Raw genomic sequence first — 14,575 nt, 5'->3', positions numbered from 1 at the left:
ATTCAAAAAAATCATTGAATATAATATTATTCAAATAAACGACTTTTAATTCATAAAACAAATAATAAGAAAAACAGATGAAATGTTTTTACAATATATTTAATTCACATGAATCATCTGAAGAATAATGAATATTCCAACAACAGTGAAAAATGAATATCAAGTGACATGATGAAACAAGAAAATACATGGATATTGCAGAAACTTCAGGCGAAGGGCGTTGCAGATAACACAACCTATATTGCCGGGACACAGATAACGTTCACAGCCATAGCGCCTCAGGTTCCTGTGTTTGATCTTAACGAAAGTGCCAATATTGCCCTCAGCCTGATCCGTCACGAGGAAGTCTGGTGGATTATCAATTACTCAAGTGAATATTGCTGTGCCGTTAATGATCAGATTTTGGAACCCAACAGCCGTATGCGGCTGAATGAAGAAGACGTTATTGAATGGGGTCTGTCCTCCTGGCGTCTTGTCCGAGATCATACATTCCCTCAGGTACCACATTCTGAAAACGCGCAACCCCAATCCGCGGTTTCCTTTGAAGTCATGAGCGAATATCTGGATCTGGACTGGTTTAAGCAGCAGCAACTGAATCCGCAAAACCCTTTCGATATTATCCCTGTTCACGAAGCAACATCCTCCAAAGGCTCACCACTAACAGATAACACGCTGATTCAGCTTTACCATGAATACCAGCAGGCGCTGTTGTCTCCTGTAAAGACTACCCGGAGCCGGACTAGCCTGTTTCCCCAGAATGACGCGGACACACAGGACCTGTCTTCCCTGCGCGACAGAACAGCAGAAACCGGTACGTTACAGGATATGGTGACCGGTGAGCTGCGTATTGACGCCATTCTCGATCTGCTTGACGCCACCGGCGATAAAGAAACCGCCTTGCCCGCACAGGAAATCATCCCGGATATTCTGCATCTGCTTTCCTCCGGACACACACGACAAGCTGCGCATAGCGATATGCTGCCCGATTTGACGCAGCGAGAGCACCGTATCATCGGCATTGATAGCCATTACCGAATAAGCAACTTGCAGCAAAACGGAGAGCATTCCCATGAAGAAAAATGACACGCTGCCCGCCTCATTGTCTGCACTGTTGCAGGAACACACTTTGACTGATGGCCTTCAGATGGCCGAACAGCAGGTACGGACTCACCCGACGCTAGTCGCCAGACGACATAGCCTGTTTCAGTTATTGTGCATTACCGGCGATTGGTTACGGGCGCTGCAGCAGCTTCAGTTATGCGCCCGAATGGATGCACATTATACCCAGGAGGCTCAGCTGTTCGGGGAACTGATCCGTTGCGAAATGTTCCGTCAGCGCTGTTTTCAGGGGGAACAGCGTCCGGGCTTTATTCAGCCACCACCCGCCTGGATGGAAGATATGCTGTTCGCTCTGGCCTGTACTGCACGCGGCGAAATAGATGAAGCCGATGAACGCCGAAACCAGGCGCTGAATGCAATGACAGATGTCAGAGGGCGCTGGAACGGCGGAGAGTTCGACTGGATTAGCGACAGCGACTCCCGGACTGGGCCTGTGGCCGAAGTGGTCACCGGCGGCCTCTATATCTGGTTGCCACTTTCGCAAATCCACTCGATGGACTCATCTTCTCCGACTCGCCTGACCGATCTGCTGTGGAAGCCGGTGAACATCACGCTGGTGAATGGTGATAAACATGGTGCATGGTTGTTCAGCCGCTACAGCGGTTCCGAAAATGCTACCGATGCACTGCGGTTATGCCGTGAAACGACATGGCAGGACGGTCCCGGCGACACCGTCGTGCAGGGATTGGGGCAAAAAGTGTGGCTGACCAGCAGTGGCGATATCAGCCTGCTTGATCTCACCAAATGCATCTTTCATACCCCGAAAGAGAGCAATACATGAGCGTTTTCCGCCAGCCCCCAGGTAACCCTCTGCTCCCCACACTGTTTGATCGGCTATGCGATGACGCCCCGAACCAGAAGCGCGACCGTGATGTCAGCGTCAGTCCGGTACAACTTAAGGAGATCATCCGCCGGGACTTATCTTTTCTACTTAATACGGTCAGCCATGAAGATGATATCGACACCAGTCGTCATCCGCAGGTGGCGGCGTCAGTGTTGAACTACGGCCTGCCACCGCTGGCGGGTAGCTTTATGTATGAACATAAATGGGATGATATCCGCAAGGCTATCTTGCGTACCATTATCCGTTTTGAACCTCGCCTGAAGTCATCCACGCTGCAAATCATCCCGCTACAGGATGAACGCCGTCAGAACGGTCACAACACGCTGCAGTTTGAAATTCGCGGAGAAATCCTGACGCAGCCTTATCCGACGGCGTTTCGGGTACGCAGCGCGCTGGATATGGAACAGAGTCGCATTACGTTTTTTTAACACAGGGAATTATTCATGGATCCACGGCTACTGGAATATTACAACCGCGAACTGAGCTACCTGCGGGAAACCGGTGCAGAGTTCGCGGCCCGCCATCCCAAAATAGCCGCCCGGTTGGGAATGCAGGACAAGGACATTGCCGATCCGTATGTGGAACGCATGATCGAGGCATTCAGTTTCCTGACCGCCCGCACACAGCTAAAAATTGATGCCGAGTTTCCCCGTTTCACCCAGCGGTTGCTGGAGGTTGTCAGTCCCAATTACGTTGCGCCTATACCCTCTATGACCGTGGCCCGGTTGTATCCTGATCCGCAGGAAGGCGATCTGGCAAAGGGGTTCACCGTACCGCGTGACACCGCTTTTTTCTCCACAATCCCCGAAGGCGAAAACACCGCCTGCCAGTTTCGTAGCAGCCAGGATGTCACGCTGTGGCCTCTTTCTATTGAAGAAGTTCGCCTGACCGCCGCACCTCCGGATATGCCCGCCCTGCACCGTTATCTGCCTGCGAACATTCATGTCGCTGGCGCGCTGCGTATCACGTTGCGCACCTTCGGTGAACTGAGTTTCAGCCAACTTACCGGGCCGGATCGGCTGTCGTTTTACCTCTGCGGCGAAGAGCGTATTGCCTCACATTTGTTTGAACTGCTGCATACCAGTGCCGTCGCCACGCTGGCCGGAGAGCCAGGACATTTTGACGGCGTTCTGGACGTAAACCTGAAGCAGCCTGTAACGCACGAGGGACTGGAACCAGATCAAGGATTGTTACCGCTCGCCTGGAATGTGTTCCACGGCCATAATCTACTGCAGGAATACTTCGCCTGTCCTGAGCGTTTTTATTTCTTCACCCCGACCGGCCTCTCTGCCGGACTACAGAAAATTAATAGCGGCGTTGCCGAGATTGTCATATTACTTAACCGTCTGCCGCCGGACTGGCTACTCCATCAGACGGATACCGCACAGTTCAGTCTGTTTTGTACACCGGTGATTAATCTCTTTCCCCGCACCACCACGCGGGTCGAAGTCACCCATAGCATGACGGAGCAGCATCTGGTGGTAGATCGCACTCATCCTCTGGATTATGAGGTCTTCTCCGTACAGGAAGTTGAGGGTCTGGAGGCAGAAACCACGCGGAAAATGACATTCCGCCCGCTCTACCACACCCGCAATAATGATGAAGGCAACCACGGGCGTTACTTCTCCCTGCGCCGGGAACAGCGCCGGTTGTCAGAGAATGCCCGTCGCTACGGCACCCGTACAGCCTATACCGGGTCGGAGGTTTTCCTGTCGCTGGTTGATCAGCATGAAGCCCCCTACCCGGAAAACCTGCGTCACATCACCATCACAGCAATGGTGACAAACCGTGATCTACCCTGTCTGATCCGACGTAATGGTCTTGATGATCTGACCGTGGATGCTGCCATTCCGGTGGCTGGCGTCGGCCTTATCCGGCCTCCTCGTCCACCACAACCTCCGCTGGCCGAACGCGAAATGGCCTGGCGGTTGATCCGCCAGTTGTCATTTAACTATCTGCCGCTTGCCGATTTGGATCACCGCACTGGCGGCCAGGCATTACGCGATCTGCTGAACCTGTTTATTCCGGCGCACGACAGCCCGCAATCACGTCAGATACGCAGTCTGATTGGCTGTAATACCACCCCGGTCACCCGCCGCCTACCGGGATCGGGGCTGCTGGTCTACGGTCGCGGCGTCAGTTGCGAACTGACCGTGGATGAGGAAGGATTTTCCGGCATCAGTCCATATCTGTTCGGGTTGGTACTGGAACACTATATTGCACGCCATGTCTCCATCAATACCTTCTCGCAGATGACACTGCTCTCGATGCAGCGTGGCCGCATCATGACCTGGCCGGTAAGAGTCGGGCAGCGGGGGAGTATATGAATACAGCGTTCACCAAGGCTCAGGTTGCCCCCTGGTGTTATGGTTTCCTGAATCTGATGCGACGTGTGGACGTACAGCTCTGTACGGCTCCGGTCGGAAGCACCTGGCAGCCGCGCATGGAAAAATTTCGCCTCGGGCAGACACCCACCCTGACCTTTGCACCACGGGAAATCGCCCAGGTGAGCTGGCAGGAAGGACGCCTGCACCTGGGTCTTTACAGTCTCGGATTGTGGGGACCGAATGGCCCGCTGCCGCTGCACTATACCGAGCTGGCGTTGAACCGAACAGAAAGCCGCCGCGATCCGACACTGACCCGTTTTTCCGATCTTTTTCATCACCGCTGGTTGACACAGTTTTACCAGGCCTGGCGGAGTGCTCAATCGGCAGGAGGCGGGCTGGATAAACCGGAATACGATCGCTTCGCCTTCTACATTGCCAGTCTCAGTGGACAGGATCTGCGGGAGAGTGCGGTCAGCCCACTGTCGGATCACGTCCGCCTGGCAGCGTCAGCTCACCTGGTACGTGAATCCCGTAACCCGGATGGGCTGGCTTCCACGCTGGCGCACTATTTTGGCGTTCCCTTCCGCATACAGGAATTTGTTTTGCACTGGATAGCCGTGGCGAATGATGAAATCACCCGGCTGGGTATGCCCGCGCCATCTTCTGTGATTGGCAATGGCGCACTTATCGGCCAGGCCGTGCCGGACATGCAGTATAAATTTCGACTGGTCATCGGCCCTCTCACACTGGCGGATTACCAGCGCTTCCTGCCCGGCGGCAATAATCTGCCGGTACTGACAGAACTGGTGCGCGCTTTCACCGGTTTTGAATACTGCTGGGAAATTGAACTGCAGCTTAAACCACACACAGCGCCCCCGGCGGTGATTGGCGGCCTCCACAAGCTTGGCTGGACGACCTGGGCGGGGAAAGCCATAAACGATGACCCGGTGACGGGTATGATTTTTGAACCTGAATGTTATCTGACGCACTGAGGGCCGCTTTATGGATAGATCCCTGTCTGAACCTGTTTCTGCTGAACTCCCCTGCGGTCCCGATCTGGAGTATGACCCGGAATATCTGCTGTTGTTCACCCGTGCAGCCCCCCGGGCGGAAGCCCAGTATGGCGATTTTATCAGTTCACCGGAAACCGTTAACTGGGCGGAGCTGGAGCGGGATGCCCGTCGCCTGCTGGCGCGCAGCAAAGATATTCGCGTACTGGTGGTATTACTGCGCTGCCGTATCCAACAGGCTGGAACTCAGGGGCTGGCGGAAGCACTCACGCTGATGGAAAATCTTTGTTCCACTTATCCTGACACCATCCACCCGCAGCTTCTTGCTGGGCAGGAAACCACAATCGAAGATGCGGTAGTGGCACGCAGTAATGCGCTGTCGGCGCTGCTGGATCCCGAAGGTGTGATGGCGGATATCCGCAGCATTGCACTATCAAATAGTGCAGCCATGCGTCTTCAGGTACGGGATGTGGAGCGCGCGATGTCCGCACCACGTCCTGCAGATGCGCTCGCACCGGAATCGGTACGCCAGCAACTGGCCGACCTGGAAGCTCGTGGCATGCTGCCTCTTGAAGCCTTTCGACGGGCGATGGAGACGACGAAACAACTGCAACGATGGTCCAGGGAGACACTGCACGATCTGGCCCCGGATTTTTCCCGCCTGCAACAACTTTTGGCTCTGTTGCCGGGGGTGATACAGACCACCACGCCGGAGATCACTCTGCCAGAAACACCGATTGTTCAGCCAGACTCAACCATCATACCTGGCATTGAACCGATGCTGGCATCACCTTCTCCCGCATTGGTGGGCATCCCTGCGGAAATAGCCGCAACGGACAGCGCGGACTCCGGACCGATCCGCGATCGCAACGATGCGCTGACACGCCTGCGGATCATCCGCCGTTGGTTTGAAAACAGTGAGCCGAGCAGTCCGACGATCCCATTATTGCGCCAGGCAGAACGGCTGGTCGGAAAAAGGTTTTCTGAAGTGATCAATGAAATTCCTGGGGAGCTACTAGAGAAGTGGGATGCGCTGGAGTAGTAGCAGTAAGCAATGAGTTTACGTTTTTCTTCACACGCCGCTTCTGGCGGCGAAGAATTAAACATCAACAACGGGATACCAGAGGAATATCCCGGATGTGCTTTTCCTGCATCGACGTGTTTTACAACCAGACCTGAAGCCGCGTCATCCCGGCGGCGTCAGACCTCACCGTGAAGACAGGAAATGCCTGCGATTGTAGCGGGTAATCCTTTTTAGCGGGCTTTTTGCTTTATATCTGATAATCGATGACGCTCTCGTCTGATTCCATCACCTGTCGCTTAATATCCTCAACTGACAACCCAGCATTACATAACTCAATGAAACGCCAGACGTAATTACGCTGTAACTGTCCGCGTTTCAGACCGAGCCAAACCGTATTGGCATCAAATAAATGTCGGGTATCGAGACGTGTCAGCGCCCCCTCTTCCTGCTCACCACTTGATTGCTCTGCCACCAGACCTATCCCCAACCCCAGTCCCACGTAGGTTTTAATCACATCCGAATCCTGAGCGCTCAGGACGATATCAGGGAGTAGTCCTTTGCGAGTAAACGCTTCATCAATGCGGGAGCGCCCGGTAATTCCTTGTCTGTATGTGATCAACGGCCAGTGTGCAATTGACTCCAGCGTTAAGGGTAAGGAGTGTATAAGTGGGTGATCACGAGGCACCAACAGACTGTGATACCAGCGAAACCAGGGGAACGCGACTAACTGAGGGTCGTTACTTAACCGCTCACTGGCAATCCCTATGTCGGCTCCGCCGCTATGCAACAACCCTTCAATCTCTTGCGGTGTTCCTTGAATGAGCTCCAGGCGAACTTCCGGGAACAATTCACGGAAAGCTTTGATGACTTCGGGCAGACTGTATCGCGCCTGGGTGTGCGTGGTGGCAATCGTTAAAACACCGGAGGTGTCGTTGGTAAACAAATCAGCAAGTCGGCGAACATTACTGGCTTCATTGAGAATCCGCTCGGCGATCACCAGCAGCGCTTTGCCGGGTTCCGTCATGCCGAGCAAACGTTTACCGCGCCGGATAAAAATCTCGATGCCCAGCTCGTCCTCAAGCTCACGAATATGCCGACTGACGCCCGACTGAGAGGTATAGAGCATATTGGCCACTTCCGTCAGGTTATAGTCCTGACGGGCCGCCTCGCGGATTATTTTTAGTTGCTGAAAATTCACTCTTCGCTCCGGAAACATCAGACATTACGCTATTGTTAAAGTCTGATGCCCGGCATAACAAATAATAAAAACCCGCATCTTATTCCACTGAGGAATAACGATTAACTCACCAGCAGCAGTTCCCGATTTTCCAGGGTTGGATGGCTCACCAGAGACATCAAAATCTCTTTTACCGCCTGAGCCTGAGGTGACAAGCTCCCTTTGGCCTGCGTATTCAGCGACAAAGGTAAGCTCATAGAAGGTGTTGTAATACGGGCCATCCAGCCATTTGCCGCACTGCTCAGAGCGCGGGCTGCCGACTCAGGTAACACTGTTACCCCCATTCCGCTGGCAATTGCCGCCGTTAATGTTGCGATAGATTCAATTTCACCAATCACTTTCAGCGTCAGGCGGCGTAGCGAAAACGCTTCATCCACACGTAGGCGAACCGCGCTGTAGTCCCGTGGAAGGAACAGATTCATCTCAGCAACCGCCGTTAAATCGACACTCTGCCCGGGGCAATCACAGGTTCCCACCAGGAACAGATCTTCCTTGAGCAAAGGCTGACTGGTAATACCGGCGATCGGGGAGCGTTCATACAGCACTGCCATATCCAGTTGGCCATTGAGCAATTTGTCATTCAACACAGCCCCGCTATTTTCATGTAAGTAGACCAGCACATCGGGTAACTCGGCGCGCACCGCCTGAAGCAGCGGCATGGTTATAGAAGAGGCAGCGGTCCCTGGAGCAAGACCAATAGACACCTGCCCACTGAGGGTCTGGCCGGCGTTATTCACCGCCAGATGGGCTTGCTCGCACTGGCGGAGTATCGTCCGTGCATGCGTATAGAGAATTTTTCCAGCCTCAGTAGGCGTTACGCCACGCTTGGTTCGAATCAACAGTTGTTGATCCAGTTCCCCTTCCAGCGTTGCGACCTGCTGGCTAAGTGCAGGTTGCGCGATATGCAGCACTTCAGCAGCCTGAGTCAGGCTACCAATATCGACGATTTTTACGAAATATTTCAGCCGTCTGAAGTTCATTTTGCCTCCTGTCCGGTTGCCAGCCCTGGTGCTGGCAACCGTATTTCAGAAGATTTTGCAAGATGCTTGCCAGTTTCTATCAATCGACGACACGCACTCTAATGGGTTGTTAAACAAGTCATTATTCCTTCATGACATTCTTATAAACCCAATCGGTCATATTGTTCTGCTCCATCACAGGTAAAAGCGCACCAGATCAGGGCAAAATGGGAAACTGCCCGAAAGAGCATCGCTTTGTTGATTTTGTCAGCAAACGAACGCGAAATCGTATTTCACCCTTTGACAACCCAAACTCACGCCGCTAATATGCGCCTCGTTCACACGATTCCTCTGTAGTTCAGTCGGTAGAACGGCGGACTGTTAATCCGTATGTCACTGGTTCGAGTCCAGTCAGAGGAGCCAAATTTAGAAAAGCCCGCTTTTTAGCGGGCTTTTTGCTTTTCGGGATTTACTCTCTGCCTGTGCTTATTTTTTGCAATTAATTACAGTCAGTAAAAATAATCCTCCGGTATCGCAATATTCCCCCGGATACGCCACCTTTCATTCATTTCATTTTGTTTTCTGATAACCACATTAATGTCTCCAGATAGACATTCCGTTCTTTTTACGCTGCGCGGCATTGAGATATACGTCACTGAAATCATCTTTACGTCATTGCTATTCTTCGACTCTGTTTGGGTAACATCCTGAATACCTCAATATCCTCTGCGTAATAATTAAGCGAAACGGACCGATTATTTTGTCCAAAAGACTGAGATGCGCGGACAGATATTTGGAGAAAATGCGGGCAGACGCATTTATCTCTCTGGCGAACGACGCGGGGTCAGTCGAAGCGTCATCGCGCTTAAGGAAGCAGTGTGTTTCCGGTCTATTGATAACGGAACCAAGAGGGATTGAGCATGTCGACTTTTAAAAAGTGCCTTATTGCACTGTCAATAAACGTAGCGGTAGTTTCATCGGGTTTTGCCTGTACAACACTGTTGGTCGGAAATGAAGCGTCTGCGGATGGCTCCATGATGGTTGCCCGTAGTGCAGACAGTGACGCAATGAAAGCACAGCATTTCCTGATTCATCCGGCGAAAAAAAATCAAACCGGGGTGTACAGTACCAAAGCGCATAACGGTGCGAATAATTTCACCTGGCCATTACCGAAGGATTCCTTACGCTATACCACTGTCCCTAACTGGAAAACCCAGTTACACGGCGCAACGGGCTTTAACGAAGCTGGTGTCGGTGTGAGCGGCACAGAATCTATTTTTGCCTCACCAAAAGCACTGGCATTTGATCCCTATGTCGAAGATGTCGGCATTACGGAAGACGATATTCCAGATGTTCTCCTTTCCCAGACAAAAACCGCACGGGAAGCCGTCGCATTGCTGGGCCATATTATTGAAACCGTAGGTGCTGGCGAAGGTTTTGGTGTTGCCGTTGTCGATGATAATGAAGTCTGGTATCTGGAAACCGCCACCGGACATCAGTGGATGGCGCAGCGTCTTCCTTCCGGGCAATATTTTGCGTCAGGCAATCAGGGGCGTTTACAAGCTTACGATGCAAAAGATCCTAATTTTATGGGTTCAAAAACCCTGATTGAATTTGCCACGGAAAAAGGTCTTTATGACCAGAAACGCGACGGAGCTTTTAATTTCTCCAAAGCTTATACCCGTGATGATGAACGTGACCGGACGTATAACGACCCGCGCGTCTGGACTATCCAGAAGCAATTTACACCGTCACTGAATCAGGATGTCGCCGCCGGTAGACAATTCCCTGTCTTCGCCACGCCTGAGAAAAAAATGACGCTGGATGACGTTAAAGCCGTCCTGCGCGATCATTACGAAGGCACCGAACATGATCCCTATTCAAAAGGTCTGAATGGAAAAGAACCCTGGCGTCCGGTAAGCGTTTTCCGTACCTATGAGGCGCACGTTATGCAGGTCCGCCCGTGGCTGCCGAAGGAAATCGGCGAAGTCAGTTATATTGGCCTCGGCATGGCCGATCTCACCGCATTTGTCCCCTACTACAGCGGATTAAAAGCCTATCCTGCCAACTATAGTATCGGTACAGATAAAGCGGACAGTCAGTCAATTTACTGGAAATACCGTAAATTGCAGACGCTGACGATGACGGATTACCCGAAACTCGCCCCTATCGTTAAGCGTGCGTATAAAGACTGGGAAGATAAGGTCGCGAAAGAACAGAAAGAGGTCGAAGCCGAGTATCTGAAAATGGCAAAAACCAATAAAGATGCCGCAAATAAAATGCTGAATGACTTTAATTTACGCGTAATGGCTGACGCCGAGAATCTGACTGAGTCGCTAACAAACCAGCTTTTCACTCTACGCACCAAGGATATTCAGTCCGATATCTTCTTTGCTAATGCCGCCAAAAAAGACTAACGGAAACAGTAACACTGTAACCTACTAAAGCCGGATGCCCTCCGGCTTTTTCACCCCACGTTCATCGCCCCCTTTTGTTTCACAATTCGCTGACATACTATCGAATGGTATGGGCAACCTGTGAACGCATAAGGAGAACAATATGGAGAATCAGGGTAAAGGTCTGACACCCGAACAGGCGCTGGAACGCCTTAATGAGTTATATGATCAGTCAGTAAATGCACTACGGGAAGCCATCTCTCACTATATTGAAAACGGTACGCTACCCGATGCCGACGCAAGAAATAATGGGCTTTTCGTCTACCCTTCACTCTCAGTAAGCTGGGATGGCACCGCCACGAATCCCCCCAAAACGCGCGCTTTTGGGCGTTTTACCCATGCGGGATGCTACACCACCACCGTAACGCGCCCCGAACTGTTTCGCGCTTATCTGCTGGAACAGCTCACGCTTGTCTATCAGGACTACGGCGCGCATATCTCCGTTGAACCGTCGCACCATGAAATCCCCTATCCTTATGTCATTGACGGCTCCGCGTTGACGCTTGATCGTTCAATGAGCGCCGGACTCACGCGCCATTTCCCAACCACTGAACTGGCACAGATTGGTGATGAAACAGCCGACGGCATCTATCATCCGGCAGAGTTTTCTCCCCTGTCGCATTTTGATGCCCGCCGTGTCGATTTCTCGCTGGCGCGCCTGCGCCACTATACCGGCACGCCGGTTGAACATTTTCAGCCCTTCGTATTGTTTACCAACTACACCCGTTACGTGGATGAATTTGTGCGCTGGGGATGCAGCCAAATTCTGGATCCAGACAGCCCTTACATCGCCCTGTCTTGTGCAGGAGGGATCTGGATCACCGCAGAAACAGAAGCGCCGGAAGAGGCCATTTCCGATTTGGCCTGGAAAAAGCATCAAATGCCCGCCTGGCATCTGATCACCGCTGACGGCCAGGGCATTACGCTGGTGAACATCGGTGTCGGCCCTTCAAACGCCAAAACGATTTGCGACCATCTGGCCGTCCTGCGCCCGGATGTCTGGCTCATGATCGGCCACTGTGGTGGATTACGTGAAAGCCAGTCCATTGGCGATTACGTGCTGGCTCACGCCTATTTGCGCGACGATCACGTACTGGACGCCGTACTGCCGCCCGATATCCCAATCCCCAGCATTGCCGAAGTACAGCGCGCGCTCTATGACGCCACCAAACAGGTCAGTGGAATGCCGGGTGAAGAGGTTAAACAACGCCTGCGCACCGGAACCGTGGTCACCACAGATGATCGAAACTGGGAGTTACGTTATTCGGCCTCAGCATTGCGCTTCAACCTGAGTCGCGCCGTGGCGATTGATATGGAAAGCGCCACCATTGCTGCGCAGGGCTACCGTTTCCGCGTTCCCTACGGCACGCTGCTGTGTGTTTCCGATAAGCCGCTGCACGGAGAAATCAAACTTCCGGGTCAGGCTAACCGTTTTTATGAGGGTGCCATTTCCGAGCACCTGCAGATTGGTATCCGGGCGATCGACCTGCTGCGCGCAGAAGGCGATCGTCTGCATTCCCGTAAATTACGTACGTTCAACGAACCGCCGTTCCGTTAAGGTCAGAAGGTACCTATGCAAAATTCAACTCCCCTTTCCGCTCTGCGCAGCTTACTGATAACGCAAGGGCTGGATGGCATGATTATCCCACGCGCCGACGCTCATCAGAGCGAAGATTGTACGCCGCATGACAACAAACTGGCCTGGTTGACCGGGTTTAGCGGCTCCGCCGGACTGGCGCTGGTGCTCCGCGACCGGGCGTTAATCTTCGTCGACGGGCGATACCAGGTACAGGTCCGCGCTGAGGTCGATCTCAACGATTTTGAGATTCATCATTTGCACGATGAACCTCTGGCAGACTATCTACAGACGCATGTTCCGACAGGCGCACGTATCGCATTCGAGCCATTACTGATGGCTAACAGCCAGTTTGAAGCCCTCTCTGCGACTCACTGTAAACTGGTCGCCTTAGAGAGTGACCCCTTCGACACCGTATGGCACGACCGCCCCGCAGCACCTTGTGGACTCATTCGAGAAATGCCGATTGAAATCAGCGGAGAAAGCAGCACGCAAAAACGCGCGCGGATTATTGAAGCTCTGGATAAACATCAGGCTGATCTTCTCGCTATCACCTTGCCGGACAACATTGCCTGGCTGCTCAATGTGCGCGGCTCAGACCTGAATATGGTGCCGGTGCCTTTCTCTTTTGCTCTGCTGCACCGCACGGGTGAACTGGAGTGGTTCGTCGATAGCCGAAAAACCACAGCATTACCGGAGACATTGCTGGAGACGTTGACGCTCTCAGCGCAGGAGAATTTCCTGTCTCGTTGCCAACAACTCGCCCCAGGGAAACGCGTTCTGGTCGATAAAGATTACGCACCGGTTGCGCTACGTTTTGCCATTGAACAGCATGGCGGCGAAGTCATTTGGTCGCCCGATCCCATTACCTTTATCAAAGCGAATAAAAACGAAACAGAGCTGGCCGGTTACCGGGAATGCCACGAGCAGGATGGCGCCGCCTGGGTTAATTTTCTGGCATGGCTGGCGCATGAGGTTCCCCTACGTGAAGCAGCGGGCAATCCCGTGACCGAACTGGAGGCCCAGGCAAAACAGCTGTTCTATCGTCAACAGCAACCGGGATTTATTGAACAAAGTTTTGGCACGATTTCGGCCTCCGCAAGCAACGCCGCCATGTGCCATTATCACTCGAGTGAACAAACCAATACGCCGATCACATCACAAGCGATGTACCTGAACGATTCCGGCGGCCAGTATCACAATGGAACCACCGATACCACCCGTACGCTGGCGTTTGGGCCTCAGAATGCACAGAGGAAGCTGCATTACACTGCTGTACTGAAGGGCTTCCTGTCACTGATCACCCTGCAGTTCCCCAGCGGAAGTCAGGGCCACCAACTCGATGCGTTCGCCCGTCGGGCGCTTTGGGAACTCGGCCTCGACTACGATCACGGAACCGGTCACGGTGTCGGTCATCAGCTTTTGATCCACGAGCAGCCTCACCGTCTGGCCAAAAAAGTGAATCCGTGGCCGTTGACCGCAGGCAATATCATGACCATTGAGCCGGGTTATTACCTCGCAGGACAATACGGTATCCGTATTGAAAATCAGGTTGAGATCGTAGAAAGCCGCCCAGGATTCTGTAAGTTCTCCACGCTGACGCTGGTGCCCATCGATCTGAATCTGGTGGAGTTACATCTGCTGAGTGACGCGGAGAAACAATGGATCGATGACTACCATCAGCAGGTCAGAGAAACGTTATCTCCGCTGGTGAACAGCGAGGCGCGTCCGTGGCTGTTTGCCGCAACGGCACCCATTCGGGTACAGGCGAATTAAGCCTGAATAAGAAAGCAAAAAGCCCGCTAAAAAGCGGGCTTCTCTAAATTTGGCTCCTCTGACTGGACTCGAACCAGTGACATACGGATTAACAGTCCGCCGTTCTACCGACTGAACTACAGAGGAATCGGTGTGGAGGCATATCTTAGCGGCGAAATTTTTTTTGTCAAACCCCATTTCCCCCATAACGGTTCATTTGCCGTTTCTCTCAACAATTTGTAGCAATTGCAGACATTTTTCCTGGAAA

Annotated in this window: 11 protein-coding genes and 2 tRNA genes; 10 read left to right on the top strand and 3 right to left on the bottom strand. The window is 52.7% G+C overall.

All coding sequences use genetic code 11. The features are described 5' to 3' along the window. Nucleotides 1-171 precede the first annotated feature (171 nt). Genes tagK through AC07NP_RS09735 form a run of 6 tightly spaced genes read left to right on the top strand, consistent with a single transcriptional unit; the run spans nt 172 to nt 6,342 of the window. Nucleotides 172-1,083 carry a type VI secretion system-associated protein TagK gene (gene tagK, locus AC07NP_RS09760; protein WP_494660356.1) on the top strand — a complete coding sequence of 304 codons (912 nt, stop codon included), beginning with the start codon at nt 172-174 and terminating at the stop codon, nt 1,081-1,083. Beyond that, a complete protein-coding gene (locus AC07NP_RS09755; RefSeq protein WP_494660336.1) occupies nt 1,070-1,900 on the top strand; it encodes a type VI secretion system accessory protein TagJ in 831 nt (276 codons plus the stop codon). Before tagK ends, AC07NP_RS09755 begins: the two co-directional genes overlap by 14 nt. Beyond that, nucleotides 1,897-2,391: a type VI secretion system baseplate subunit TssE gene (gene tssE / locus AC07NP_RS09750; protein ID WP_494660335.1), complete on the top strand. Its 495-nt coding sequence runs from the start codon at nt 1,897-1,899 to the stop codon at nt 2,389-2,391. Before AC07NP_RS09755 ends, tssE begins: the two co-directional genes overlap by 4 nt. Before the next feature lie 15 nt (nt 2,392-2,406). Then, the gene (gene tssF, locus AC07NP_RS09745) at nt 2,407-4,290 is read left to right on the top strand and encodes a type VI secretion system baseplate subunit TssF (protein ID WP_494660334.1); all 1,884 of its coding nucleotides are present in this window, start codon (nt 2,407-2,409) and stop codon (nt 4,288-4,290) included. Continuing rightward, nucleotides 4,287-5,282 (top strand): type VI secretion system baseplate subunit TssG, encoded by a 996-nt coding sequence (gene tssG / locus AC07NP_RS09740; protein ID WP_494660333.1) that lies wholly within the window; start codon nt 4,287-4,289, stop codon nt 5,280-5,282. Before tssF ends, tssG begins: the two co-directional genes overlap by 4 nt. A 10-nt stretch (nt 5,283-5,292) precedes the next feature. Then, nucleotides 5,293-6,342 carry a type VI secretion system protein TssA gene (locus AC07NP_RS09735; protein WP_494660332.1) on the top strand — a complete coding sequence of 350 codons (1,050 nt, stop codon included), beginning with the start codon at nt 5,293-5,295 and terminating at the stop codon, nt 6,340-6,342. A gap of 229 nt (nt 6,343-6,571) precedes the next feature. Here AC07NP_RS09735 and cbl read toward each other — a convergent pair whose 3' ends face one another. Both cbl and nac read right to left on the bottom strand, forming a co-directional pair. Next, the gene (gene cbl / locus AC07NP_RS09730) at nt 6,572-7,522 is read right to left on the bottom strand and encodes an HTH-type transcriptional regulator Cbl (RefSeq protein ID WP_494660331.1); all 951 of its coding nucleotides are present in this window, start codon (nt 7,520-7,522) and stop codon (nt 6,572-6,574) included. Nucleotides 7,523-7,623: 101 nt separating this feature from the next. Further along, on the bottom strand, nt 7,624-8,541 hold the full coding sequence (gene nac / locus AC07NP_RS09725; protein WP_490470492.1) for a nitrogen assimilation transcriptional regulator NAC: 918 nt from the start codon (nt 8,539-8,541) through the stop codon (nt 7,624-7,626). 326 nt (nt 8,542-8,867) lie between these two features. Here nac and AC07NP_RS09720 point away from each other — a divergent pair. From AC07NP_RS09720 to AC07NP_RS09705, 4 genes are all read left to right on the top strand, one after another. Further along, nucleotides 8,868-8,943 (top strand) — tRNA-Asn (locus AC07NP_RS09720). Nucleotides 8,944-9,440: 497 nt separating this feature from the next. Then, the gene (locus tag AC07NP_RS09715) at nt 9,441-10,937 is read left to right on the top strand and encodes a C69 family dipeptidase (RefSeq protein WP_494660330.1); all 1,497 of its coding nucleotides are present in this window, start codon (nt 9,441-9,443) and stop codon (nt 10,935-10,937) included. Nucleotides 10,938-11,079: 142 nt separating this feature from the next. Next, nucleotides 11,080-12,534, top strand: a complete 1,455-nt coding sequence (locus AC07NP_RS09710) for an AMP nucleosidase (protein ID WP_494660329.1) — start codon at nt 11,080-11,082, stop codon at nt 12,532-12,534. 15 nt (nt 12,535-12,549) lie between these two features. Beyond that, complete coding sequence (locus AC07NP_RS09705; RefSeq protein ID WP_494660328.1) at nt 12,550-14,328, top strand: aminopeptidase P family protein; 1,779 nt, start codon at nt 12,550-12,552, stop codon at nt 14,326-14,328. A gap of 50 nt (nt 14,329-14,378) precedes the next feature. On the opposite strand, the gene AC07NP_RS09700 is transcribed toward AC07NP_RS09705, so the two are convergent. Beyond that, nucleotides 14,379-14,454 (bottom strand) — tRNA-Asn (locus AC07NP_RS09700). Nucleotides 14,455-14,575 lie beyond the last annotated feature (121 nt).

Source organism: Citrobacter sp. GW821-FHT07H02 (genome assembly GCF_059418505.1).
This window is presented reverse-complemented; position numbering and strand designations above follow the sequence as displayed.

Excerpts from the sequence above, each read along its gene's own strand:
- AC07NP_RS09755 (WP_494660336.1), top strand. The coding sequence starts at position 1,070 with ATGAAGAAAAATGACACGCTGCCCGCCTCATTGTCTGCACTGTTGCAG.
- nac (WP_490470492.1), bottom strand. The coding sequence starts at position 8,541 with ATGAACTTCAGACGGCTGAAATATTTCGTAAAAATCGTCGATATTGGT.
- tssF (WP_494660334.1), top strand. The coding sequence starts at position 2,407 with ATGGATCCACGGCTACTGGAATATTACAACCGCGAACTGAGCTACCTG.
- AC07NP_RS09705 (WP_494660328.1), top strand. The coding sequence starts at position 12,550 with ATGCAAAATTCAACTCCCCTTTCCGCTCTGCGCAGCTTACTGATAACG.
- tssE (WP_494660335.1), top strand. The coding sequence starts at position 1,897 with ATGAGCGTTTTCCGCCAGCCCCCAGGTAACCCTCTGCTCCCCACACTG.
- AC07NP_RS09715 (WP_494660330.1), top strand. The coding sequence starts at position 9,441 with ATGTCGACTTTTAAAAAGTGCCTTATTGCACTGTCAATAAACGTAGCG.
- tagK (WP_494660356.1), top strand. The coding sequence starts at position 172 with ATGAAACAAGAAAATACATGGATATTGCAGAAACTTCAGGCGAAGGGC.
- AC07NP_RS09735 (WP_494660332.1), top strand. The coding sequence starts at position 5,293 with ATGGATAGATCCCTGTCTGAACCTGTTTCTGCTGAACTCCCCTGCGGT.
- tssG (WP_494660333.1), top strand. The coding sequence starts at position 4,287 with ATGAATACAGCGTTCACCAAGGCTCAGGTTGCCCCCTGGTGTTATGGT.
- AC07NP_RS09710 (WP_494660329.1), top strand. The coding sequence starts at position 11,080 with ATGGAGAATCAGGGTAAAGGTCTGACACCCGAACAGGCGCTGGAACGC.